The organism is Streptomyces sp. UF-297 (assembly GCF_058245575.1).
This window is the reverse complement of sequence record NZ_JBSIBZ010000045.1, coordinates 1-23,693: the sequence shown is the minus strand read 5'-3', so window position 1 is coordinate 23,693 and position 23,693 is coordinate 1. Positions and strand designations below refer to the sequence as shown.

The window sequence follows — 23,693 nt, the reverse complement described above, 5'->3', positions numbered from 1 at the left end:
ATGCAACCATATGGATACGCACAAGGAATCGATCCCGGCCAGCCCCACCCGGGCTGGATCATGCCGACGCCGGACAGGTTCGAGGACACCGGCCTGTCCGGCGTGTACGGACGACGCGGCCGCAGGACCGCGGAATACGGCGGCCGCCTACCGCAGATGCGCCGTGTCGTTCAGCAGCCGCACCGACGCATTGCCGTCGGAGTAGTACGCCACGGCCGACAGCGAAGCGGCCGAAAGCTCCATGCGGAACAGCGACTCCGGCGGGGCGCCCAGCGCGAGGCGTACCAGGGTCTTGACCGGGGTGACGTGCGTGACCAGCAGGACCGTCTTGCCCGCGTAGCGCGCCAGCAGCTTGTCGCGGGTCAGGGCGACGCGGCGGGCGACCGCGGCGAAGGACTCGCCGCCGCCGGTGGGCGCGGCCTTGGCCGAGCCGAGCCAGGCCTGAAGGTCGGCCGGGAAGCGCTCCTGCACCTCGGCGAAGGTCAGGCCCTCCCACGCCCCGAAGTCCGTCTCGCGCAGCCCCTCCTCGACACGGACCTGCGAACCGAGCCGGGAGGCGACCGCCTCGGCGGTCTGGCGGCAGCGCGCCAGCGGCGAGCTGACCACGGCCTGGACCGTGCCGCGGGCGGCGAGAGCGGCGGCGACCGCCTCGGCCTGGCGGCGGCCGGCGGCGGAGAGCTCGGGGTCCGAGCCGCCGCTGCCGGAGAAGCGCTTGTGCGGGGTCAGCGCGGTCTCGCCGTGCCGCAGCAGGACGAAGGTGGTGGGGGCGCCGAGGTCGGCGGGCGCGGCCCAGCCGACCGGCGGTGCCGTGCGAGCCGCCTCCTCCGCCGCGAGCGCCGCCTCGTCGGCGACGGCCGCGGCGCTGTGCCCCGCCGCGGCCTCCAGCCCGGCCCGGGAGTCGCGCGGCTCCCACTGCTTGCCCTGCTTGCCCGCGTCCATGGCCTCGTTGGCGAGCCGGTCGGCGTGCTTGTTCTTCTCGCGCGGGATCCACTCGTAGGTGACCTGCGCGGGCGGGTGGACGGACCGGGCCTCGGCGGCCAGCGGCTTCATGTCCGGGTGCTTGATCTTCCAGCGGCCCGACATCTGCTCGACGACGAGCTTGGAGTCCATCCGGACCGTGATCCGCGCCTCGGGGTCGAGGGCGTGGGCCGCGCGCAGTCCTGCCACCAGGCCCTTGTACTCGGCGACGTTGTTCGTGGCGGTGCCGATGTACTCGGCGGCCTCGGCGAGCGTCTCGCCGGTCGCCGCCTCGATCACGACCGCGCCGTAGCCCGCGGGTCCCGGGTTGCCCCGGGACCCGCCGTCGGCCTCGACGACGAACGTACGCGCCACGGCCTACAGACCCGAGTCGGGCGTACGCACCAGGATGCGGCTGCAGTTCTCGCAGCGCACGACCTTGTCGGCGGCGGCCGCCCGCACCTCGTTCAGCTCGGTGATGTCCAGCTCCAGGCGGCAGCCCTCGCAGCGCCGCTGGAAGAGGCGGGCCGCGCCGAGGCCGCCCTGCTTCTCGCGCAGCTTGTTGTAGAGCGCCAGGAGGTCGGCGGGGATGTCGGCGGCGGTCAGCTCGCGCTCCTTGGTGACCGTGCCGACCTCGGCGTCGATCTCCGCGAAGGCGGCGTCGCGGCGCGCGGTGGCGTCGTCGACCTTGGCCTGGATGGCGCCGACGCGGCCGGTCAGCTCGGCGACCCGCTCCTGGGCGGACTCGCGGCGCTCCATGACCTCCAGGACGACGTCCTCCAGGTCGCCCTGGCGCTTGGCCAGCGAGGCGATCTCCTTCTGGAGGTTCTCCAGGTCCTTGGGGGAGGTGACCGCGCCGGAGTCCAGGCGCTGCTGGTCGCGGGCGGAGCGCTGGCGCACCTGGTCCACGTCCTGCTCGGCCTTGGTCTGCTCGCGGGAGGTGTCGCTCTCCTCGGTCTGCGCGGCCACCAGCAGGTCGCGCTGCTGGAGGAGGTCGCCCTCCAGGGTCTGGATCTCGGCGTGCTCGGGCAGGTTCTTGCGCTTGTGCGCGAGCTGCGTGAGCCGTACGTCGAGGGCCTGGACCTCGAGAAGGCGGATCTGGTCTGCGGGCGCGGCGTTCAGCGTGGGGCTCCTGTTGATTAGTTGGGGTTCGAGGACGCCGCGTGGGCGGTCCAGGGGTCGGTGACGGTCGTGGAGACGTGGACGCGCAGGTCCCAGCCGTGGCGGTCGGAGACCGCCTCCAGCTGGGCGGCGGCCTGCTCGCACCAGGGCCATTCGGTGGCCCAGTGCGCGGCGTCGACCAGGCCGGGGCCGGGCCTCTGCGTCGCCTCCGAGACGGGGTGGTGGCGCAGGTCGGCGGTGAGGAAGGCGTCCACCTCGGCGGCCCGTACGTCCGCGAAGAGGCTGTCGCCCGAGCCGCCGGAGACGGCGACGCGGCGGACGGTGCGCTCCACGTCGCCGGCGACGCGGATGCCCTGCGCGGTGGCGGGCAGGCGCTCGGCGGCGTACGTGCCGAACTCGGCGAGCGTCATGGCACGGGGCAGCTCGCAGATCCTGCCCAGGCCCCTGCGGCCCGCCGGGTCGCTCGGGTCGGGGACCAGAGGGGCCACCACCCGCAGGTCCAGGGCGCCGGCCAGGGCGTCGGAGACGCCGGGGTCGGCGGTGTCGGCGTTGGTGTGCGCGACGTGCAGGGCGATGTCGTTCTTGATCAGGGTGTGCACGACCCGGCCCTTGAAGGTGGCCGCGGAGACCGTCGTCGTACCGCGCAGATACAGCGGGTGGTGGGTGACCAGGAGGTCGGCGCCGAGCCGTACGGCTTCGTCGGCGATCTCCTGGACGGGGTCCACGGCGAACAGGACCCGGCTCACCGGGGCGTCGGGGTCTCCGCAGACCGTGCCGACGGCGTCCCACTGTTCGGCCCGCTCAGGGGGCCACAGGGCGTCGAGCGCGGCGAGGACTTCAGACAGTGCGGGCACGGAGGGAAGGTTACCTCCCACCCGTGCCCCCATGACGAGCCGCTACTTCACCAGGAAGCCGCGGAGGTCGTCCAGGACGCTGTCGGCGGCCGTCACGCCCAGGCCCAGGTACCAGGTCTCGTCCTTCACGTCCTTGGCGTGGCCGTCCTTGACCGCCTTGAGGTTCTTCCACAGCGGGTTCTGCTCGGCGGTGTCCCGCTTGGCCTTGACCTTCTGGGGGTCGCCGTAGACGCCGGTGAAGATCCAGTCCGCGTCGGCCTGCTTGATGTTCTCCGGGCTGATCTCCACGGCGAGGTCGTTGACCTGCTGGTTCTTGGGGCGCGGCAGGCCGGCGTCCTTGAGGATGGTGCCGATGAAGGACTGCTGGGCGTACAGGCGCGTGAACTGCGGCATGTAGCGCAGCATCGTGATCGTCGGCTTCTGGGGGCCGACGTCCTCGCCGAGCTTCTCGGCCTTCTTCCCGTACGCGGCGAGCTTGGCCCTGGCCTCGTCGGTGCGGTCCAGGGCGGCGGCGTTGAGGAGGTAGTTCTCCTTCCACGTAAAGCCCGGGCGGATGGAGAAGACGGTGGGGGCGATCTTGGAGAGCGCGGCGTACTGCTTCTCGGCGCGCAGCTTGCTGCCCAGGATCAGGTCGGGTTCGAGGTTCTTGATCGCCTCAAGGTTGAGGTTGTTGATCGTGCCGACGCTCTTGGGGTCGCCGGCGGCCTTCTTCAGGTAGTCCGGGATGCCGCCGTCGGCGTCGGCGTTCGCGTAGCCGACGGGCTTGATGCCGAGCGAGACGACGTTGTCGAGCTCGCCGACGTCCAGGACGACCACGCGCTTGGGGGCGGCCTTCAGCTCGGTCTGCCCCATCGCCTGCCGGATCGTGCGCGGGAACTGGCCGCGCTTGGCGTCCGTACCCATCTTCGCGGTCTCTTCGGCGGCCTTGCCGAAGTCCTTGCCGCCCTGGGCGACGGCCTTGGAGCCCGCGCCGTTCTCGTTCTTCTTCCCGTCGGAGTCCGAGCCGCCGCAGGCCGCGAGGGACAGCGCGCCGGCGACGGCGAGGGCTACGGCGGCGGTGCCGCGGCGGCGTGGGGACATCACGTACTCCAAACAAACTTAGGGGTACCTAACTTTAAGCACCCCCGCTACGCGAAGCACAACCACCCCCTCAAGCGCAGGCGAATCGGACAACGGCCACCCTTATGCGTGAAGTGCCGCAACTCGCGACGACCGTCCGGAATCGCAAAAACTAGCTTCGGGTCGCATCAACAGGAGGTGACGACTCGATGACGGCTTGTGTCACCGAGGACGCCGCGGCGCTCGGTACCACTCGGCCCCCCGCGCTGACGATTGCCGCCGACGGTTCCTACGCCGCCCGGCTGGCCCGGCACGCGGACAGCGGGAACTGGTTCCCGGAGCGCTGGACGATGGGCGGCCCGGAGCCGTACGCCGTACCGCTGCCCGCAGGACAGCCCGAGGAGCCGGACAGCACGCTGCTGCCGCTGGCCGACGGGCGGGTGCTCATCAGGCGCAGGGTCGCGGAGCGGTTCACGCTGAGCCTGCTGTACCCCACGGGCCCGGGGACCGGCGAACTCCCGCTGGGCGCCGTGGAGTCGGCGGAGCTGAACCTGCTGCCGCCCGCGCCGGGCGGGACGCTCGCCTACGCGCTGGCGCCCGGCGAGCGCTCCACCGCGGTGTGGCTGGTGGCCGGCGGGAGCTTCGGCCCCGAGCACATGGCGGAGGTGCCGGGGCGCTGCACGGGCGGCGTCTGGCTGGACCGCGGCGGCCGGCTGCTGGCGCTGGACCGGGAGCTGGCGGGGCGGACCAAGACGGTGGTGGTGGACCTGGAGCGCGGCGGCGAGGTCAGCCCGCTGCTGCAGATCACCGAGGAGAGCAACGACCGGCTGCTGCTGGCCGATCCGGACAGCGGGCTGCTGGTGCTGCGCTCGGACGCGCCGGGACGGCCCCGGCTGGGCTGGGGGGTGCTGGGCAGCGCGCTGCCGGTGCGCTTCCCCGAGTGCCTGCGGGACTTGAGTTCGGCCCCCGAGGAGCCGGAGCCGGGCGTGGTGCGCCGCGGTGCGCTGCTGACGCCCTTCGCGGCCCAGCCGGGGCAGCCGCTGTCGCCGGAGAGCTGCGCGGTCGCCTTCCGTATCGACGCGCAGGGCGGGACCTGGCTGGGCGTGTGGCGGCCGCAGGAGCGGCGGTTGCGGCAGTTCCCCGCGCCGCCGGGGTGGCTGGCGGGCGCCGGGCTGTGGACGGCACAGGGCGAGCTGCGGCTGCCGTACGCGACGCCGGCGGTGCCGTGCGGGGTGGCGCGGCTGGTGCTGCCACCGGAGCCGGGCCCCGCGCCGGACGCCGCGGCCGCCCCCAACTCCGCGACGGACGAGGAGCGTTCGGCGGACGAGGACACCTGCGGCGCGCAGCCGGACGGCGCGCCGGAATCACCGCAGGACGCCGCGGCGGAACCTCCCGGCGATCCGTCGCGTCCTCAGCCGTGCCGGCCGGTGCCGTTGCAGCAGGCCCCGTTGGCGGCTCGCTGAGCGGCGTAGGGGAGGGCGCGGGGAGCTGTACGCGGCAGGGGCCCAGGAGCCGGGGAGCGTGTGCGCGGTACGGGGCGGAGGTGCCGTGGAGCGGAATGTGGCACCCCGTTAGAATTCCGCGGGGCTACGCAGCCGGTTGACCCGGCCACCGACGGTGATGCCGCGGGTGTCCCGACGCGTACAGCTGTAAGCGATCTGACGGAGTGACTCTTTCCATGTCCGAAGCCCGAACCACGACGACCGAGGCGCGGCCGCTGGGGGCGCCCCTGCCGGAGGCGCGGGGAGCGGTGCCCGACCTGGCCGGTGAGGCCGCGGGCGCCGGGAAGCACCGCGGTCCGGCAGCGCCGGACGACGCGGAACAGTCCGTGCACGGACGGCACCGCCGCCCGGAACAGACCCGGGTCGCCTGAGCCGGTCCGCAGCACACCGAGCGCCCTTCCGCATCCGGCGGGAGGGCGCTCGTGGTGTTTTCCGTACCGGTCAGCCCTTCTTCAGGCCCAGCACCTCCGCGGCGCCGAAGGTCTCGTTCGGCGGGCGCTCGGCGTAGTACGGCGTGAGCAGCCCGTCCAGCTCCTCGTAGGTGAAGGCCTCCTTGGCGGTGTCGAACTTGGCCGCCACCCTGGGGCGTTCGACGACGGCGACCATGCCGCCGTGCACGACCAGCAGCTGTCCGTTGACGCGGGCGGCGGCGGGCGAGGCCAGATAGCCGACGAGCGGGGCGACGTGCTCGGGCGCGAGCGGGTCCAGCTGCCCCTCCTCGGGCAGCTCGAATCCGGCGAAGACGTCCTCGGTCATACGGGTGCGGGCGCGCGGGCAGATCGCGTTGACGGTCACGCCGTACTTGGCGAGGGCGAGGGCTGTGGAGGTGGTCAGGCCGACGATTGCGCCTTTGGCCGCGGCGTAGTTGGGCTGTCCGGCCGAGCCCGCGAGGAAGGCCTCGGAGGAGGTGTTCACGATCCGGCCGTAGACCGGGCCGCCCGCCGCCTTGGACTGCTCGCGCCAGTGGGCGGCGGCGAAGTGGGTGGTGTTGAAGTGGCCTTTGAGGTGGACCCGTATCACCGAGTCCCACTCGTCCTCGGTCATGGAGAAGATCATGCGGTCGCGCAGGATTCCGGCGTTGTTGACCAGAATGTCCAGCGAGCCGTAGGTCTCCAGCGCCAACCGGACCAGCGCGCGGGCCTGTTCGTGGTCGGCGATGTCGCCGAGGTGCGCGGTGGCCTCGCCGCCCGCCGCGCGGATCTCGGCCGCCACCTCCTCGGCGGGGGTGGCCGAGGCCTCGCCGGAGCCTTCCCCGAGCTCTCGGCTCCGATCGAGCAGGGGGGACCCCCCTCGGCCCGGCTGCCCGAGGTCGTTGACGACCACCCGGGCGCCGAGGCGGGCGAGTTCGATCGCCTCGGCGCGGCCCAGGCCGCGGCCCGCGCCGGTGACGATGGCCGTCTTGCCGTGCAGTGTCATCCGTACTCCCGGGAAAGCGCAGGTGGTTGGCGCGCCGGCAAGGACGCCTCGCCGACGGCGCGCCTGGGGTAGGTCCTCACAGGGTGATGCAGGTGCGCAGGGCCTCGCCGCTGCGCATCTGGCCGAGCGCGTCGTTGATCTCGGCGAGCTGGACGCGGTGGGTGATCAGCCCTTCGAGGTCGATGCGGCCCGCGCGCCACAGGGCGATGGCCCGCTCGTAGGAACGCAGCGCGTCGCCGCCGCCGTACAGGGACGGCAGGATGCGCTTCTCGTCGAAGAACAGCTCGAACATGTTGACCTGGAAGTGGTCGTCCACGGCTCCGGCGCCGACCACGCAGAGCGTGCCGCCGCGGCGGGTGGTCTCGTACGCGGTGCGGGCGGTGGCGGACGTGCCGACCACCTCGAAGACGTAGTCGAAGCCCTCGCCCGCGGTGATCCGCTGCTTGGCATCGGCGAGTCCGCCGGGGTCCACGGCTTCGGTGGCGCCGAAGCGCAGCGCGGCCTCGCGGCGGGAGGCGACCGGGTCGACGGCGACGATCTGGGCCGCGCCCGAGACCCGCGCGCCCTGGATGGTGGAGATGCCCACTCCCCCGCAGCCGATGACGGCGACCGACGAACCGGCCTCCACCCGGGCGGTGTTCAGGGCCGCGCCGAGTCCGGTGGTGACGCCGCAGCCGACGAGGGCGGCGATCTCGTACGGGACGTCGTCCGGTATCGGGACCGCGCAGCCGGCGCCGACCACGATCTCCTCGGCGAAGGTGCCGGTGCCCGCGAAGCCGAAGAGGTCGCCGGTGGGGCGCTTGAAGTTGGGGGTGCCGGCGTTCATGAAGCCCGCCAGGCACAGATGGGTCTGGCCGCGCCGGCAGGACGGACACGCCCCGCAGGCGGGCAGCCAGCACAGCAGGACGCGGTCGCCGCGCGCCAGGCCCCTCACCCCGTCGCCGACGTCGGCGATCTCGCCCGCGCCCTCGTGCCCGGGGACGAAGGGGGCGGGCTGCGGCAGCACGCCGCTCATCGCCGAGAGGTCGGAGTGGCACAGCCCGGTCGCCCGCATCCGGATCCTGACCTTGCCGGGCCCGAACCCCACCGCCTCGACGTCGTCGAGCACTTCGAGCTTGTCCTGCCCTGTCTCGTGCAGTACGGCTGCGCGCATGGCGCGGCTCCTCTCAATAGTCGGCCCGTCCGGCGTTCGAGGACGAGCGGCTGCCGGGTCGCGTTCGCTCCCTCGGGCCGCGAAGATCCGTCAGAAGCGCCCTAGTTGTGCTCGACCACCGTGTCGGCCAGTACGGGGGCCTCCGCCCGCTCCACGGACGTCACCGACACCTGCACCCGGCCCGGCTCGCGCCACGCGCTGATCCGCAGCGTCTCGCCCGGATAGACGACCCCGGCGAAGCGCGTGGCGTACGAGCGCACGCGCGCGACCTCGCCGTCCAGGATCTCGTCCACGACCGCCTTGAGGGTGACGCCGTAGGTGCACAGGCCGTGCAGGATCGGCCGGTCGAAGCCGGCGAGCGCGGCGAACTCGGGGTCGGCGTGCAGCGGGTTCCAGTCGCCGGAGAGGCGGTACAGGAGGGCCTGGTCGGGGCGGATGTGGCGTTCGAGGGTGCGGTCGGGGGCGCGGTCGGGGAGTTCGAGACGGTCGGAGGGGCCGCGCTCGCCGCCGAAGCCGCCCTCGCCGCGTACGAAGATCTGGGTGTCGCAGGTCCACAACGGGCCGTCGTCGTCGGCCACTTCGGAGCGCAGCACGATGACGGCGGCCTTGCCCTTGTCGTAGACGGCCGGGACGGTGGAGGTCTGGACGGCGCGGCCCTCGACGGGGACGGCGCGATGCGTGGTGACCTTCTGGCCGCCGTGCAGGACCTTGGCGAGATCGACGTCGATGCCGGGCGCGGACAGGCCGCCCGCCAGGGCCATGCCGCCGCCGGCGACGGTGGCGAAGCTGGGCAGGACGTGCAGCCGGCTCTCCAGGGTGTAGCGGAGTTCGGCGGGGTCGGTGGCCGCATGCGGGCGGGCGGGGGTGGCGGCGCCCGCGCCGATGCCGAGGTGGTAGAGCTGAACGTCCTTGTGGCCCCAGGCGAGTTCGGTGGTCCGCGGCTCGGCGGAGGTGGCCTTGGCGGCGTCGATGGGCATGGGGGTGGTGCTCCTTCGCCGTGGAGGAAGACCCCGGCCCGGCCGTCCGCACCGTCGCCCGCGCCGGGGTCGTATCGGGTCGGCCGGTCCGCGCTCCGGCGGGCGCCCGGCGGGCGTCTGTAGAACGCGTTCTAGCCGATGGGCCATGTATAGCCGATCCGCCGACGCCCCGGAAGACCTCTGACGGACCATCAGATGGATACGGGGGCGGGGGCCGGGGCGTCGGTGCCGACCGTGACATGTGTCCCGGTGGACCGCCCACATTCGTATCTGCCGAGGCCGGCGCGGTGTGCGTAGCGTCTGAGGCATGGCGGCGAACGACTCGCCCGAGGCCTTCCCCCGGTGGCCGGCCTCACTGCCGCGGCGGACACCCGCCTCCGTGTGGCTGTGCGTTTTCGCCGGGTACGCGGTGTACGCGTACCGTCGAGCGGCACGAACGGCATGATCGGAACGGCGAGGGCAGTGAAAACCAGGCGAGCCATGCAGGACTCCAGGATCGAGGAGTGGGTCGAGGGCGGGCAGGAGAAGCACAAGAACAGGGGCCCGGGCCCGGTCGCCTTCCTGCCCTGGCTGCTCATGGGCATGGGCGCGTTCTCCAACCTCGTCCAGGGCAAGTCGGGCAACCCCTGGATCGCGGGCCTGGCCCTGCTGACCTTCAACAGCCTCTACATCACGGTGGTCGTCTCCGCCTTCAAGCCCCACCTGAAGTGCGGCCGCCTGCCGTACTACCAGCTCGCCGCCCTGGCGGGCGTGACCTACGCCGTCGCCATCGGCTACGGCGACAACTGGCGGCTGTTCTTCCCGCTGCTCTCGCTCGCCGCGGGCACGGTCCTGCGCGGCAAACCCCTGGCCGTGGTGCTGGTGACCGTCAGCGCCTCCGCCGGACTGATCACCGGCCACGAAGCGGGCACCGACGCCTGGGACGCCATGACGATCGGTTACGGCACCTTCATCTCCGGGATGGTGACCTCCACGATCCTCAGCCTCTTCGAGGCCATCGGCAAACTCCGCGACACCCGCCAGGAACTCGCCCGCACCGCCGTGGAGAAGGAGCGGCTGCGCTTCTCCCGGGACCTGCACGACCTGCTGGGCCACACCCTGTCGGTGGTGGTGGTCAAGGCCGAGGCCGCCCGGCGCCTGGCGCCCCGCGACCTGGACGCGGCGCTCACCCAGGTCTCCGACATCGAAGCGGTGGGGCGCCAGGCGCTGACCGAGATCCGCGAGGCCGTCACGGGCTACCGCGAGGGCAGCCTGGCAACGGAGCTGGACCGGGCCCGCTCGGCGCTGGAGGCCGCCGGGATCGAGCCGGTGGTACGGCAGTCGGGCCCGCCGCTGCCGCCGCAGGCCGGGGCGCTGCTCGGCTGGGTCGTCCGCGAGGGCGTCACCAACGCCGTCCGGCACAGCGCGGCCACCCGCTGCGAGATCGAGGTGCGCGCCACCACCGACCGGGTGCGCCTGACGATCACGGACGACGGCCGCGGTCACGTACGCTCTGCCTCCGAGGCCTCCGGCACGGCCGCGGGCAGCGCCCCGACCGGCGGCACGGGCCTGAAGGGCCTGGCCGAGCGGCTGGCCGCGGCCGGCGGCACCCTGGACTGCGGGCCGGACGGCAGGCGCGGCTTCCGCGTCGTGGCCGAGCTTCCCGTGGACACGGAGGACACGGCGACGACCGCGCAGACGGAGGAGATGACCGGGTGATCAGGGTCCTGTTGGCCGAGGACCAGGGAATGATGCGGGGCGCGCTGGCGCTGCTGCTCAACCTGGAAGCGGACATGGAGGTCGTCGCGCAGGTCGCGGCGGGCGACGAGGTCGTCGGCAAGGCGCTGGAGGTGCGGCCCGACATCGCGCTGCTGGACATCGAACTCCCCGGCCGCAGCGGGCTGGACGCCGCCGCCGAGCTGCGCGACGAACTGCCCTCGTGCAAGGTGCTGATCGTCACGACGTTCGGCAGGCCGGGCTATCTGCGCCGGGCGATGGAGGCGGGCGCCTGCGGGTTCCTGGTCAAGGACGGCCCGGTGGAGGACCTGGCCGCGGCGATCCGGCGCGTGCTGGCCGGGGAGCAGGTCATCGACCCGGGGCTGGCGGCCGCCGCGCTGAGCGCGGGGCCCAATCCGCTCACCCAGCGCGAGCGTGATGTGCTCAGCGCGGCGGTGGACGGCGCGACGGTCGCCGATATCGCGGGCAAGCTGCACCTGTCGCAGGCGACGGTGCGCAACTACCTCTCGGCGGCGATCGGCAAGACGGGCACCCGCAACCGCATGGAGGCGGTGCGGGCGGCCCGCCAGAACGGCTGGCTGTAGGGCGGCGGGGCGGGGCCGCCCGCCCGGTTCCTCCGGGTCAGCCGTCGGCCCCCTCCTTGAGGTAGTTCTCGTACTCCGTGGCGGTGAGCAGGCCCTCGCGCCGTGCGTCGGGGTCCGGTTCGACCACGATCAGCCAGCCGCCCTCGTACGGCTCCTCGTTGACCTGCTCCGGGGCGTCGTTCAGCGCGCCGTTGACCGCGATCACCGAGCCGGACACCGGCATATAGACCTCACTGACGGCCTTGACCGACTCCAGGGAGCCGAACGGCTCACCGGCCTGCAGCCGCTCCCCCAGCTTGGGCAGTTCGGCGTAGACGATGTCGCCGAGCTGCCGCTGGGCGTAATCGGTGATGCCGACGGTGAGCCGCCCGCGTTTGGCACGGGCCCATTCATGATCCTTGGTGTACGAAAGGTCCGCAGGGATGTTCGTCATGCCGCCGACGGTGGCACCACCGGCACCGGCCGACAAGGCGGAAACCGGGCTCAAGTCCTCAGGTACGAGGCCCCGTTGACATCGAGTACGGTCCCCGAGCTCCACTGGGCCTGCGGGGACGCCAGCCAGCACACCGCCGCCGCGATCTCCTCCGGCGCGGCCACCCGCCCGAACGGGCTCTGCCCGCGGATCGCCCGGCCCTCCTCGCCGGTGAGGCGGTGCGCGACCCGGTCGGTGTCGATGAAACCGGGCGCCACGGACGCCACCGCGATGCCGTACGGGGCCAGCGCCACCGCCAGGGACTGGCCCAGCGCGTGCACCGCCGCCTTGGTCGCACCGTAGGCGGGGTGGTCCGGTTCGCCGCGGAAGGCGCCGCGCGAGCCGATGTTGACGATCCTCCCGCCGCCGCCCTGCTCGATCATCCGCCGCGCGGCGCCGTGGCTGAGGTAGGCCGTGCCCAGCAGATTGACCGCGACATGCTGCTCCCAGGCGGCGGTCCACTCGGCGTACGGCGTGGTCGCCGGCGGGTGCGGGGTGTTGACGGCGGCGTTGTTCACCAGGACGTCGATGCCGCCCAGTTCGGCGACGGCGCCGCGGACCAGCCCGTCGGCCCCCGCCGGGTCCGCGACATCCGCGCCCAGCAGCACATGCCCCGTACCGGCGAGCGCGGCCAGGGTCTTCTCGGCCTCGGACCGCCGCGTCCCGTAGTGCACCGCGACCCGGTCGCCGTTCTCGGCGAAGGCCCGGGCCAGCGCCCGCCCCAGCCCGCGCGAGGCCCCGCTGACCAGGACGCGGCGCCCCGTGGAGGCGAACGGGCGTGTCTCGGGCGGCTGTTGCGCACCGGGCGGCGGCGTCCCCGTACCGGACCGGGACACGGGCGCGTCAGGCGTCGTCTCGGGCATGCGCGGCATCCTCCTGACGGCGGGGCAGGGCGAGGAGCATCATCAGGACGCTGCCGAGGAGGATGCAGGTGCCGACGCGGAAGGCCATGCCGTAGCCGTGGGCGAGCGCCTCCAGGCCGTCACCGCCGGCGGCGGCCGCCGATGCGGCGACCGTGGAGAGGACGGACAGGCCCAGCGCCCCGCCCATCTGGCGGGAGGTGTTGATCAGTCCGGAGACCAGCCCCTGGTCGCAGTGGGCGGCGCCGGAGGTGCCGAGCGAGGCGACCGGCGTGGCCATCAGGCCCGCGCCGAAGGCCATCAGGATGCCGGGGCCCAGGATCGTGCCGGCGAAGGTGCCGTGGGCGGTCATCGTGCTCTGCCAGAGCGTGCCGGACGCGGAGATCAGCGCGCCGAGGACGGCGAGGGTCTTGGGCCCGACGTGGGTCATCAGCCGCGGGGCGATCTTCGAGCCGATCACGATGCTCAGGGAGTGCGGGATGAAGGCCAGCCCGGACTGGAGGGGCGAGTAGTGGAGGGTCTTTTGCATGTAAAGCGAGAGGAAGTACCACATGGAGAACATGGCGGCGCCGGAGAGCACCATCGTCGCGTTCGCCGACCACACCGATCGCACCCGGAACAGCTTCAGCGGGATCAGCGGCGCCTTCGTACGGGCCTCGACCGCCAGGAAGGCCGCCAGCACCAGCAGCCCCGCCCCCAGCGGCACCCACACGCCCGCCGAGGCCCAGCCGTTGGACTCGCTGTGCACGATGCCGTACGCCACCAGGCCCAGGCCGCCGGTCACCAGCAGCGCGCCGGGGACGTCCAGGCGCCTGCCGTCGCCCTGGCGGCTCTCGGTGAGCCACCGCACCGCTCCGGCCAGCACCAGCGCGCCGATCGGCACATTGATCAGCAGCACCCAGCGCCAGGAGAGGAGTTCGGTGAGCACACCGCCGACCAGGCCGCCCACCGCGCCGCCGCCCGCGCCGACCGCCGTCCAGGTGGCGATGGCCCGGGTGCGGGCGGGCCCGGCCGGGAAGGAGGTGGTCAGGATGGTCAGGGAGGCCGGGGAGAGCACCGCGGCCCCTATGCCCTGGACGGTGCGCGCGGCGATCAACTGCCAGGGCTCCTGGGCCAGTCCGCCGCCCAGGCTCGCCACCGTGAACAGCGCGAGCCCGACCACGAATATTCGCTTGCGCCCGAAGATGTCCGCGGCCCGCCCGCCGAGCAGCATGAATCCGGCGAAGGTGATCACATAGGCGTTGACCACCCACTGCAGACCCAGCTCGCTCAGCCCCAGGCTGCCGCGCATGGACGGCAGCGCCACGTTGACGACGGAGACGTCCAGGACGACGAGGAACTGCCCCGCGCACACCAGGAGGGTGACGAGCCAGGCGGGCGAGGGTCTGCGGCGGGACGGTGCGGGCAGGGCGGTGGGCGTAGCGGTCGAGGGCATGGGCGCCATGCTCGCATCCGGCCCGCGAGCGCCGCATCGGTATATCGATGCACAGGCCATCTGGCAAGAGTCCTAGGACCGAGCTGTCGTACGACCGCCTCGGCCAACAGTCCTAGGACTCAGACGTCCGGGGGGCGCGTGCGCGAACCCCGGCCCGCCCGGCGACGCCCTAAGACCTGCGCAGCATCGTCACCACCGCGGCGCCGCCCAGGCCGATGTTGTGGGCGAGGGCGGTGCGGGCGCCGGGCACCTGGCGTGCGCCCGCCTCGCCGCGCAGCTGCCACACCAGCTCGGCGGCCTGCGCCAGGCCGGTCGCGCCCAGCGGGTGCCCCTTGGAGATCAGCCCGCCGGACGGGTTGACCACCCAGCGCCCGCCGTGGGTGGTGGCGCCCTCCTCGACGAGCTCGCCCGAGCCGCCCGGCGCGCACATCCCCAGCGCCTCATAGGTCAGCAGCTCGTTGACGGAGAAGCAGTCGTGCAGCTCGATCACGTCCACGTCCTCGATGCCGAGCCCGCTCGCCTCGTACACCTGCCGGGCGGCCTGGCGCGACATCGGCAGGCCGACGGCGTCGATGCAGCTCCCGGAGGCGAAGGAGTCCTCGGTGTCGGTGGTCATGGCCTGCGCCGCGATCTGAACCGCCCGCTCCTGGAGGCCGTGTTCGCGTACGAAGCGCTCGGAGGCGACGACGACGGCGGCCGAGCCGTCGGAGGTCGGCGAGCACTGGAGCTTGGTGAGCGGGCGGTGGATGGTCTTGGCGTCGAGGATCTCCTGGACGCAGTGGATCTCCTGGAACTGGGCGTAGGGGTTGTCGGCCGAGTGCCGGTGGTTCTTGGCGCCGACCGCCGCGAGCTGCGCCTCGGTGGTGCCGTACCGCTCCATGTGCTCGCGGGCGGCGTTGCCGAAGATCTGGGCGGTGGGCGGGGTCATCTCGAAGCCGTGGCGGGCGGCCATCACGCCGTAGTGGCGGGCGACCGGGGAGGCGGCGAAGTCCTCACCGGCGGAGCCGCCGCCCAGCGCGCCCCTCTTCATCTTCTCGAAGCCCAGCGCCAGTACGCAGTCGCTCAGACCGCCGGCGACGAACTGGCGGGCCATCATCAGCGCGGTCGCGCCGGTCGCGCAGTTGTTGTTGACGTTGTAGACGGGGACGCCGGTCAGGCCCAGTTCGTAGACGGCCCGCTGACCGGCCGTCGAGGCCTGGTAGCAGTAGCCGACCGGCACCTGCTCGACGTCCGCGTAGGCGATCCCGGCGTCGGCCAGGGCCTTGCCCCCCGCCTCCTTCGCCATGTCCCAGTACTGCCACTCGCGCGTCTCGGGCTTCTCGAACTTCGTCATCCCGACACCGACGATGTACGCCTTCATCCCGAACCCTCTCCCCTCGCTCCGGCGCGATTCCGCGACCGGCGCGGGCAGACTAGAACACGTTCCAGTAGGAGGGAAGGTCAAGTGCGGGCCGAAGGAAGGCCGGAGGAAGGGCAGAGGAAGACCGCGGGAACACTCCGCTATTTCCACCGGCCCCACCGGCCCGCGCACCGGGAAATTTCCCCCGTGCGCCCGTTCCTTTCCCGCTGCCCGGCCAGAACGCCTTTCACCGAAATCCGTGCCGCAACCGCCACCCCGTATGCGACGGCCACCGGCCCATGCGCCACTATGAGCCCGCTACGTACGACCCGTACGACCAGGAGGAATCCCGATGACCGCCGCGCCCAAGCCGGAGATACTCGCCGCATTCGAGGCGGCCAAGGGCTTTATGCCCGTGGACGAGGGCCTGGCCCTGTACGAGGCCGCGGCCCGGGCGGCGGAGCTGGGGCTGCCGCTCGTCGAGGTCGGCACGTACTGCGGCCGGTCCACGATCCTGCTGGCCGCCGCCGCGCGGGAGGCGGGCGTCACGGCCGTCACCGTCGACCACCACCGCGGCAGCGAGGAGCAGCAGCCGGGCTGGGAGTACCACGACCCGGCCGTCGTGGACCCCGAGGTGGGCCGGATGGACACCCTCCCCTCCTTCCGCCGCACCCTGCACGCCGCCGGCCTGGAGGACCACGTCATCGCCGTCGTCGGCCGCTCCCCGCAGGTCGCCGCCCTGTGGAGCGCCCCGGCCGGCCTGGTCTTCGTCGACGGCGGGCACACCGACGAGCACGCCACGGCCGACTACGAGGGCTGGGCGCCGCACGTCGCGCCCGGCGGCCTGCTGGTGATCCACGACGTCTTCGCCGACCCGGCGGACGGCGGGCAGGCCCCGTACCGGATCTACCGGCGCGCGCTGGAGTCCGGCGCCTTCACCGAGGTCGCCGCGCGGCGCTCGCTGCACGTACTGCGCCGTACCGGCAGCGGCATCTGACCCGGCGGACGCCTCCGCCCCGCCCGCGCGGTGTGCCCATCGCGCGGGCCGCGCCACTACCATCGCGGGCGTGTCGAACGGCCGTACTTTCCCCTCCCGCCGCCGCCCGCTGCTGACCGTGGCCCTGGTCCTGGCGGCCCTGGTGCCCGCCTGCTTCGCCGGCTGGCTGATCTGGACATCCCTGGCGGGGGGCTCGGGCAGCGGGTCGCCGAAGGCGCTGCCCGCCCCGGGGGCGAGCTCGCCGCCGGCCGCCCGGACGCCGAGTTCCGCGCCCGCCCCCACGGCGTCCGCCTCCACCCCGGCCCAGGACGCCTCCACCCCGGCCCAGGGCGGCGCCAAGAACGGCGGGCGGGCGGGGCAGCACCGCCGGGCGCCCGCCGCCGACGGCCCGCTGAGGGGCAAGGTCGTCCTCATCGACCCCGGCCACAACCCCCGCAACCGCGATCACACCCGCGAGATCGCCCGCCAGGTGGACGTCGGCAACGCCCGCAAGGAGTGCGACACCACCGGCACCTCGACCAACGACGGCTACGCCGAGGCGGCCTTCACCCTGGACGTGGCACGCCGCATCCGTACGCTCCTGACCGAGCAGGGCGCCGAGGTCGTGTTCACCCAGGACGGCGACCGCCCCTACGGACCGTGCGTGGACGAGCGGGCCGCGATCGGCAACAAGGCGCGGGCCGACGCCGCCGTCTCCCTGCACGCCGACGGCGCGGGCGCCGGGCACCGCGGCTTCCACGTCATCCTGCCCGCGCTCGTCAAGGCGGGCGCGGCGGACACCTCGCCGATCGTGGGCCCCTCCCGGGAGCTGGGCGAGCGGCTGGCCGGGCGGTTCGTGGCCGTCACCCGCAGCGCGCCCTCCAATTACGTCGGCGGCGGCACGGGCCTGGACGTACGCTCCGATCTCGGCGGCCTCAACCTGTCCACCGTTCCCAAGGTGTTCATCGAGTGCGGCAATATGCGCGATGCCCAAGATGCCGCCCAATTGACCGATCCGCAGTGGCGGCAAAAGGCGGCGCGTGGGATCACCGAGGGCATTACGGACTTCTTGGCCGGGCAACCCGGGTAACAGTGCCCTTCCGGACCGCACCGCGGTGACCTTCTCACCGGAGATGCGATGACCTTACGGACCAGGTGACAGCAGCCTCCGATACGTCACCGATACCAAGCCGATACCAACGGGACGGCCCACAGGATTCGGCGATAGGTTCCCCTTTACGATGGGGGCCCATCCCAGCGCCTCGCACCCCGCGTACGAGCGACAGCGGCGACCACTACGACGTACACCCGACGACCGACAAAGGATCCTTACGTGAACATCCGCTCCCTCACTAGAGGCGACGGCGTGGTGATCGGAGCAGCGGTGGTGCTGTTCGTCGCCTCGTTCCTCAAGCTCAGTTCGTACGAGGCCCCGCCCTGCGTCGGACAGTTCTGCCCGCCCAAGATCGAGTCGTCCAACAGCTGGGACTCGCTGGGCCTGCTGATGAGCCTCTACCTGGCGGGCGTGATCGGCGCCGCACTGATCGTGGTCTCCCGGATGCTGCCGCAGCCGCGCAAGATCGTCGGCCTGGACCTGGGCCAGTTCGGCGTCGCCTTCGCCGTCTTCTCGGCCTGGACCGCGCTCTGGACGATCATCGGCTGGTCGAACGCCGGCATCGGCCTGATCCTCGGTCTGATCGCCGCGCTGATCCTGGCGGGCGCCGCGGTGGCCTCGCCGCTCGTCCCGGCCCTCAAGCCGGCCCTGCTCGGCGCCCCGGCGCCGCAGACCCCCTCCCCGTACGGCGCTGCGCAGAGCGGCGGCTACGGCTACCCCGGCGCGCAGGGCCAGCAGCCCGGCCAGGGCTACGGCTACCCGGGCGCCCAGCAGCAGCCGGCCCAGGGCGCCCAGCAGCCCTACGGCGCGCAGCAGGCCCAGCAGCAGCCCGGCGGCGGGACCGCCGGCGGCCAGCAGGGCGCGGCGCCCGCCGCGGAGTTCGCCCCGTTCTGGTTCGCGGTGCCGGTCACCCGCCCGCTGTACGACGAGAGCGGCGCCCCGACGCCGATCGCCGAGCTGGCGCCCGGCACCTGGTACCTCGCGGTCGAGCAGCGCGGGCAGGCGCTGATCGCGCAGACCCAGGACGGCCGCCGCGGCGTCCTGCAGGACACCACGGGCATCCAGCGCGGCTGAGCCCCCCGCCGAGAGCTCCACGGCCCCTCGCCCCTCGGGCGGGGGGCCGTTGCCTTCCCCGGCCACGGCCCGTACAGTCGGCCGGCGCGCCGGCGCCGGACAGATCTGACGACCCATCAAGAAGCGGTGGCGGCGCGGGAGAACCGTCCACGGCACGGGAGAGGGGACGTCATGCGGCTCGGTCTGGCGCTCGGCTACTGGGGCCGCGGCCCCGACGCCCGCCACCTCGAACTGGCCCGGGAGGCGGAGCGGCTGGGCTACGACTCCGTATGGACGGCCGAGGCCTGGGGCTCGGACGCCTTCACCACGCTGACCTGGCTCGCCGCGCACACCTCCCGTATCAAACTGGGCACCGCCATAGCGCAGATGGCCGCCCGCACCCCCACGGCCACCGCGATGCACGCGCTCACCCTGGACCACCTCTGCGGCGGCCGGATGATGCTGGGCCTGGGCCTGTCGGGCCCGCAGGTGGTGGAGGGCTGGTACGGCCGCCCCTTCCCCGCCTCCCCGCTCACCGCGACCCGCGAGTACGTCGAGGTCGTCCGCCAAGTCCTGCGCAGGCAGGGCCCGGTGGCCCTCGAAGGCCGCTTCCACCCCCACCCCTACCGCGGCGCCGACGCGGTGGGCCTGGGCAAGCCCCTCAGGCCCATCACCCACCCGCTGCGCCCCGACCTGCCCGTCCTCCTGGGCGCCGAGGGCCCCAGGAACATCGCCCAGACCGCCCGTATCGCCGACGGCTGGCTCCCGCTGTACTGGTCACCGCTGCGCACCGAGGTCTACGAGCCCTCCCTCGCCGACGCCCCCGACGGCTTCCTGATCGCGCCGATGGCCCGCGCCCAGGTCTGCGACGACGTCGCCGAGGGCCTGCTGCCGGTCAAGGCGATGCTCGGCTTCTACATCGGCGGCATGGGGCACGCCGCCAAGAACTTCCACGCCGACCTGATGGCCCGTATGGGCTTCGCACAGCAGGCTCATCGCGTCCAGGAGCTGTTCCTGGCCGGGCGCAGGGACGAGGCGGTACGCGCCGTGCCGGACGCCTTCGCCGACGAGATCTCCCTGGTCGGCCCGCGCGAGCGCATCGCCGAGCGGCTGGAGTCCTGGCGCAAAGGGCCGGTGACCGATCTGCTGGTCACCGCGCCCGATCCGCACACGCTGCGGGTGCTGGCCGAGCTGAACTCCTGAACCGGACCGCCCTCAGCCGAAGGACACCAACTCCAGCCACTTGTCCAGCAGTTCGTAATCGCCTCTGACCTCGACGCGGTCGGTGTCCGGGGGCAGGCGGCGGTAGAAGACCAGGAGGAGCTCGGTCAGCGGGCCGCTGAGGGTGACGGCGGCGGGCTCGCGGGTACGGCGGTGGGTGATGCCCTCGCCGGTGAGGTCGATGTGCCAGTCGGCGTTCAGGCCGGGGTCGGTGTCGGTGGCGTGGAGCTGGAGGGAGCGGCCGGGGCCGGGGAGTTCGGCGAGCCTGGGGTTGAGCCGGCGCATCAGCGGCAGGCCGACCAGCTGGATCCACTCCTCCACGGTGTCGACGGCCAGCTCCGGCTCGATGCGCACGGCGTGGTCCACGGTCAGGGCCGCGTCCGCGCCATGGACGACGGTCTCGTTGGCCATCCGCCGCGACCAGAAGGAGGTCGGCTGGCCGGGCATCCAGGCCCACACCTTCGCGTCCGGCCCCGCCTCGCGCAGGGCCTGCACGGCCCCCAGCGCGCCCTCGGCCAGCCAGGCATCCAGCGCCTCGGGGTCCTCGGTGGCCGGGCCCAGATGGCCGGGGACCTGGTCGTCGGGGACCGCTTCCGTGGCCCGGCGCGCCACGATCGCCCCCACCCAGCGGTGCGCGTGGCCCAGATGCCGGGCGAGGTCGCGCAGGGTCCACTGGGGGCAGGTCGGTACGGTCGCCGACAGGTCGGCGCCGCGCAGGGACTCCCGGAACTGGTCGGTCTGGCTGAGTATCCGGTCGCAGAAGTAGTCGTGGCTGAGCGAGGTCCGCAGCGTCATGGCCGCACGGTAGTACGCGGCAGGGGCCCTCAGCCCGTCAATTGTGAGACCGAGGGCACCTTGTCGGTGACCTCGGCGCCCGCGCTCCTGCCCGCGCCCTTCACGTCGTTGATGACGTTCTCGAAGGCGCCGACGTCGCTCCCGCCCGCCTCGCCCTTGCGCAGTTTGGCGCCCAGGTTCTTGAGCGCGTCGATGCCGCCGGCGAGCGGGGCGACCGCCCTGGCCAGCAGCGGGTCGCCCTTGGCGTTGTCCAGGGCGGCCTTGAGCCGGTTGTAGGTGAAGCCACCCGCGAGCCCCGCCTTGACCAGCGCGAACTTCCGTCCGTCCGCGCCCTTTTGGAACTTCCCCGCCTTGTAGGGCTTGACGATCCACTGGTAGGTGGCGCCCGCCGCCAGCCCCGCGTTGGTGACGAAGCGCGTCTTGGCGAACTTCTGCCGCTCGGCGGAGCTGGTGCCACTGGGCTGCTCCCCCGTCCCGGCCGCCCGCTTGTCGTTCTTGTCGTTGCACGCGACGCCGCCCGCGCTCAGAGCGCCGACGAGGGCGAGGGCGACCGCTGCACGGCGGATCGGGGTGCGGCTGGCGGACACGGCGGGCCTCCGGGGCGGGCACTTGCTGGGACTGCTTCCGGCAGCCTCACCCGCGCGGACCGCGCCCGCCATCCGGGACCGTCCGTACGGGGCCCGTACCCCCCGGACCGGTGCGGATGCGCAAGGCGGCGCGCCGGGGCCGGTTCGCCGCCCGGCGGCCGGTTTGCGCCGCTGCCGCCTGGCTACCCGTACGGCATGGCCAGACGACATCGCTACGGAAGCAGCCAGGCGGCGACGGTGGTGACCGTCATCGCGGACATCATGGCCCTCATCCTCGGCCTGTGGATCCTGATGTACCTGCTGGACGCCAACCGCGCCAACGACCTGGTGAGCTTCATCCAGGACGCCGCGAGCTGGCTGGCCGGCTGGTCGCACGACCTGTTCACCTTCGACACCGACTGGCTGCGCACCCTGCTCAACTACGGCATCCCGGCGCTGCTCTACCTGGTGATCGGGCACGCGATAGCGGCCCGCATCCGCCGCATCGAACGCTGAGACGAGCGCTCAGCAGCAGTCCGGCGCCAGCCCCTCCGGCAGGCGTTCGCCGCCGAAGACCGCCGTGGTCGCCTCGTCTCCGCCGAGCGCGGCCACGGCCAGCAGCAGGGAGCCCGCCGTCCAGGCGGTCAGTTCGCGCGGCCACACCGCGTCGTCCTCGAAGACGTAGCCGGTCCAGTACATGCCGTCCTCGGCGCGCAGGTGCTGGATCCACTTCAGGATCTGTACGGCGCGGTCGGACTCGCCCATCGCCCACAGCGCCAGGGCCAGTTCGGCGCTCTCGCCGCCGGTGACCCAGGGGTTGGGCAGTACGCAGCGCACGCCCAGCCCGGGGACGACGAACGCGTCCCAGTGCTCCTCGATGCGGGCCTTGGCCTCGGTGCCGCGCAGCGCGCCGCCCAGGACCGGGTAGTACCAGTCCATGGAGTAGCGGGACTTGTCCAGGAAGCGCTCGGGGTGGTGGCGTATCGCGTGGCCGAGGCGGCCGAGCGCCAACTCCCAGTCGGGCTGCGGCTCTTCACGCTGCTCGGCGATGGCCAGCGCGCAGCGCAGCGCCTGGTAGATGGAGGAGGAGCCGGTGAGCAGGGCGTCGGTGACGGGCGTGCCGTCCTCCTCCCGCTTCCAGCCGATCTCCCCGCCCGGCTGCTGGAGTTCCAGGACGAACTCGACCGCGGCGAGCACGCTGGGCCACATGCGGTCCAGGAAGGCGTCGTCGCCGGTGGAGAGGTAGTGGTGCCAGACGCCGACGGCGATGTAGGCGCAGAAGTTGGTCTCACGGGCGCGGTCGGTGGGCCGCTCCGCCTCGCCGTCGGCGTAGGCCGCGTACCAGGAGCCGTCGGTGTTCTGGTGCCGGGCCAGCCAGGTGTACGCGGCCTCGGCGCGCTCGTGCTCGCCCGCGGCGTCCAGCGCCATGGCGGCCTCGGTGTGGTCCCACGGGTCCAGGTGGTGGCCGCGGAACCAGGGGATCGCGCCGTCGGTGCGCTGGACGGCCAGGATGCCGGCGACCGTGTGCGCGGCCTGCTCGGCGGTGAGCACTCCGGGCAGCACGAGGTGCTCGGTACGTCCGGGGGTGGTCACTTGGCGGCCTCGGCAGCGGTTGCGGAGTCGGCGGCGGCCTGCTCGGGCAGGTGCGGCTTGGTCGCGTACGCCACGAAGCTCTTGCCGATGACGGGGTTGAGGACCTGCTCGGCGACCCGGGTCGCGAGGGGCTTCTTCATGATGTCCCAGACCAGCAGCTTGCGGTACGCCCTGACCGGCAGCGCCTTGTCGTTGTCCACGCCGAAGGCGCACTTGAGCCACCAGTAGGGGCTGTGCAGGCCGTGGGCGTGGTGGGTGCCGTACGGCTCAAGACCGGCCCCGCGCATCTTCTCCAGCAGCTCGTCGGCCTTGTAGATGCGGATGTGGCCGCCCTCGACCTCGTGGTACGCGTCGCTCAGCGCCCAGCAGACCTTCTCGGGCCCGTAGCGCGGCACGGTCACCGCGATCCGGCCGCCGGGGCGCAGCACCCGCACCATTTCGGCCAGCACCCCCTTGTCGTCGGGGATGTGCTCCATGACCTCGGAGATGATCACGACGTCGAAGCTGTCGTCGGGGAAGGGCAGGGCGAGCGCGTCGCCCTCCATGGCGGTGGCGCTGGCGCCCGCCGGGGCCTCGCCCGCCTCCTTCATCGCGGCGAACCACTTGGCGACCTCGCGGATCTCCTCGCCGTTCTGGTCGAGGGCGACGACCTGCGCGCCACGCCGGTAACACTCGAAGGCGTGCCGGCCCGCGCCGCAGCCGAGGTCCAGGACGCGATCGCCCGGCGCGAGCGGGAAACGGGAAAAGTCGACGGTCAGCACGGCGTTCTGCTTTCGTCCGGCGGGATATTGCGGGGTGAACGTGGTCGGTTGCGCTGCTCGGCCGGCCGCCGGCCGGCTCCGTGGGGATGCGCTGCCCCGCGGCGGAGGTCTGTCTGCGCCCGTCGCCGCGGCGGGCAGCCCGGGCGGCGTGGGCCGGCCGTGCCGGGC

Annotated in this window: 24 protein-coding genes; 9 read left to right on the top strand and 15 right to left on the bottom strand. The window is 73.0% G+C overall.

The features are described from left to right. Positions 1–147: 147 nt before the first annotated feature. Genes AC4IJH_RS24185 through AC4IJH_RS24170 form a run of 4 tightly spaced genes read right to left on the bottom strand, consistent with a single transcriptional unit; the run spans position 148 to position 4,013 of the window. Positions 148–1,332 (bottom strand): bifunctional RNase H/acid phosphatase, encoded by a 1,185-nt coding sequence (locus AC4IJH_RS24185; protein WP_490853927.1) that lies wholly within the window; start codon positions 1,330–1,332, stop codon positions 148–150. A 3-nt stretch (positions 1,333–1,335) separates the two neighbouring features. After that, positions 1,336–2,079 carry a zinc ribbon domain-containing protein gene (locus tag AC4IJH_RS24180; protein ID WP_490853961.1) on the bottom strand — a complete coding sequence of 248 codons (744 nt, stop codon included), beginning with the start codon at positions 2,077–2,079 and terminating at the stop codon, positions 1,336–1,338. A 17-nt stretch (positions 2,080–2,096) separates the two neighbouring features. After that, the gene (locus AC4IJH_RS24175) at positions 2,097–2,933 is read right to left on the bottom strand and encodes a Nif3-like dinuclear metal center hexameric protein (RefSeq protein WP_490853926.1); all 837 of its coding nucleotides are present in this window, start codon (positions 2,931–2,933) and stop codon (positions 2,097–2,099) included. Positions 2,934–2,975: 42 nt separating this feature from the next. Then, the gene (locus AC4IJH_RS24170) at positions 2,976–4,013 is read right to left on the bottom strand and encodes an ABC transporter substrate-binding protein (protein WP_490853925.1); all 1,038 of its coding nucleotides are present in this window, start codon (positions 4,011–4,013) and stop codon (positions 2,976–2,978) included. A 188-nt stretch (positions 4,014–4,201) separates the two neighbouring features. Here AC4IJH_RS24170 and AC4IJH_RS24165 point away from each other — a divergent pair, with 188 nt between their 5' ends. Continuing rightward, a complete protein-coding gene (locus tag AC4IJH_RS24165) occupies positions 4,202–5,455 on the top strand; it encodes a hypothetical protein (RefSeq protein WP_490853924.1) in 1,254 nt (417 codons plus the stop codon). Between the two features lie 215 nt (positions 5,456–5,670). Continuing rightward, entirely contained in the window at positions 5,671–5,865 is a 195-nt protein-coding gene (locus AC4IJH_RS24160; RefSeq protein ID WP_490853923.1) for a hypothetical protein, read from the top strand. A gap of 70 nt (positions 5,866–5,935) precedes the next feature. Here the strand turns inward: AC4IJH_RS24160 and AC4IJH_RS24155 are convergent, their stop codons facing one another. From AC4IJH_RS24155 to AC4IJH_RS24145, 3 genes are all read right to left on the bottom strand, one after another. Beyond that, positions 5,936–6,910 carry a 3-oxoacyl-ACP reductase gene (locus AC4IJH_RS24155; RefSeq protein WP_490853922.1) on the bottom strand — a complete coding sequence of 325 codons (975 nt, stop codon included), beginning with the start codon at positions 6,908–6,910 and terminating at the stop codon, positions 5,936–5,938. Positions 6,911–6,986: 76 nt separating this feature from the next. Next, positions 6,987–8,063, bottom strand: a complete 1,077-nt coding sequence (locus AC4IJH_RS24150; protein WP_490853921.1) for a Zn-dependent alcohol dehydrogenase — start codon at positions 8,061–8,063, stop codon at positions 6,987–6,989. 101 nt (positions 8,064–8,164) lie between these two features. Further along, on the bottom strand, positions 8,165–9,040 hold the full coding sequence (locus tag AC4IJH_RS24145) for a MaoC/PaaZ C-terminal domain-containing protein (protein WP_490853920.1): 876 nt from the start codon (positions 9,038–9,040) through the stop codon (positions 8,165–8,167). A 480-nt stretch (positions 9,041–9,520) separates the two neighbouring features. On the opposite strand from AC4IJH_RS24145, the gene AC4IJH_RS24140 reads away from it, so the two are divergent. Next, positions 9,521–10,738, top strand: a complete 1,218-nt coding sequence (locus AC4IJH_RS24140) for a sensor histidine kinase (protein WP_490853919.1) — start codon at positions 9,521–9,523, stop codon at positions 10,736–10,738. Continuing rightward, positions 10,735–11,340: a response regulator gene (locus AC4IJH_RS24135; RefSeq protein WP_490853918.1), complete on the top strand. Its 606-nt coding sequence runs from the start codon at positions 10,735–10,737 to the stop codon at positions 11,338–11,340. Before AC4IJH_RS24140 ends, AC4IJH_RS24135 begins: the two co-directional genes overlap by 4 nt. Before the next feature lie 37 nt (positions 11,341–11,377). On the opposite strand, the gene gcvH is transcribed toward AC4IJH_RS24135, so the two are convergent. The 4 genes from gcvH to AC4IJH_RS24115 all read right to left on the bottom strand — a co-directional run bounded on the left by gcvH (position 11,378) and on the right by AC4IJH_RS24115 (position 15,467). Further along, positions 11,378–11,773, bottom strand: coding sequence for a glycine cleavage system protein GcvH (gcvH, locus tag AC4IJH_RS24130; RefSeq protein ID WP_490853917.1), 396 nt, complete (start codon positions 11,771–11,773; stop codon positions 11,378–11,380). A 50-nt stretch (positions 11,774–11,823) separates the two neighbouring features. After that, positions 11,824–12,684 carry an SDR family NAD(P)-dependent oxidoreductase gene (locus AC4IJH_RS24125; protein WP_490853916.1) on the bottom strand — a complete coding sequence of 287 codons (861 nt, stop codon included), beginning with the start codon at positions 12,682–12,684 and terminating at the stop codon, positions 11,824–11,826. Further along, entirely contained in the window at positions 12,656–14,116 is a 1,461-nt protein-coding gene (locus tag AC4IJH_RS24120) for an MFS transporter (protein ID WP_490853915.1), read from the bottom strand. The genes AC4IJH_RS24125 and AC4IJH_RS24120 overlap by 29 nt, the downstream gene beginning before the upstream one ends. Before the next feature lie 160 nt (positions 14,117–14,276). Continuing rightward, positions 14,277–15,467 (bottom strand): lipid-transfer protein, encoded by a 1,191-nt coding sequence (locus AC4IJH_RS24115; protein ID WP_490853914.1) that lies wholly within the window; start codon positions 15,465–15,467, stop codon positions 14,277–14,279. 331 nt (positions 15,468–15,798) lie between these two features. On the opposite strand from AC4IJH_RS24115, the gene AC4IJH_RS24110 reads away from it, so the two are divergent. The 4 genes from AC4IJH_RS24110 to AC4IJH_RS24095 all read left to right on the top strand — a co-directional run bounded on the left by AC4IJH_RS24110 (position 15,799) and on the right by AC4IJH_RS24095 (position 19,792). Continuing rightward, positions 15,799–16,443: a class I SAM-dependent methyltransferase gene (locus AC4IJH_RS24110; protein ID WP_490853913.1), complete on the top strand. Its 645-nt coding sequence runs from the start codon at positions 15,799–15,801 to the stop codon at positions 16,441–16,443. Positions 16,444–16,513: 70 nt separating this feature from the next. After that, on the top strand, positions 16,514–17,512 hold the full coding sequence (locus AC4IJH_RS24105; RefSeq protein WP_490853912.1) for an N-acetylmuramoyl-L-alanine amidase: 999 nt from the start codon (positions 16,514–16,516) through the stop codon (positions 17,510–17,512). A gap of 243 nt (positions 17,513–17,755) precedes the next feature. Beyond that, on the top strand, positions 17,756–18,610 hold the full coding sequence (locus AC4IJH_RS24100) for a DUF5336 domain-containing protein (RefSeq protein WP_490853911.1): 855 nt from the start codon (positions 17,756–17,758) through the stop codon (positions 18,608–18,610). Between the two features lie 171 nt (positions 18,611–18,781). Further along, positions 18,782–19,792: an LLM class F420-dependent oxidoreductase gene (locus AC4IJH_RS24095; RefSeq protein ID WP_490853910.1), complete on the top strand. Its 1,011-nt coding sequence runs from the start codon at positions 18,782–18,784 to the stop codon at positions 19,790–19,792. A 12-nt stretch (positions 19,793–19,804) separates the two neighbouring features. Here AC4IJH_RS24095 and AC4IJH_RS24090 read toward each other — a convergent pair whose 3' ends face one another. Together AC4IJH_RS24090 and AC4IJH_RS24085 are read right to left on the bottom strand one after the other, a co-directional pair. Then, positions 19,805–20,605, bottom strand: coding sequence for a maleylpyruvate isomerase family mycothiol-dependent enzyme (locus AC4IJH_RS24090; protein ID WP_490853909.1), 801 nt, complete (start codon positions 20,603–20,605; stop codon positions 19,805–19,807). Positions 20,606–20,634: 29 nt separating this feature from the next. After that, positions 20,635–21,192 (bottom strand): hypothetical protein, encoded by a 558-nt coding sequence (locus AC4IJH_RS24085; protein WP_490853908.1) that lies wholly within the window; start codon positions 21,190–21,192, stop codon positions 20,635–20,637. A 195-nt stretch (positions 21,193–21,387) separates the two neighbouring features. Between AC4IJH_RS24085 and AC4IJH_RS24080 the strand changes: the two genes are divergently transcribed. Beyond that, positions 21,388–21,687: a hypothetical protein gene (locus AC4IJH_RS24080; protein WP_490853907.1), complete on the top strand. Its 300-nt coding sequence runs from the start codon at positions 21,388–21,390 to the stop codon at positions 21,685–21,687. 9 nt (positions 21,688–21,696) lie between these two features. Here the strand turns inward: AC4IJH_RS24080 and AC4IJH_RS24075 are convergent, their stop codons facing one another. Both AC4IJH_RS24075 and AC4IJH_RS24070 read right to left on the bottom strand, forming a co-directional pair. Next, complete coding sequence (locus AC4IJH_RS24075; RefSeq protein WP_490853906.1) at positions 21,697–22,764, bottom strand: prenyltransferase; 1,068 nt, start codon at positions 22,762–22,764, stop codon at positions 21,697–21,699. Beyond that, entirely contained in the window at positions 22,761–23,525 is a 765-nt protein-coding gene (locus tag AC4IJH_RS24070; protein WP_490853905.1) for a class I SAM-dependent methyltransferase, read from the bottom strand. The genes AC4IJH_RS24075 and AC4IJH_RS24070 overlap by 4 nt, the downstream gene beginning before the upstream one ends. Between the last annotated feature and the right edge of the window lie 168 nt (positions 23,526–23,693).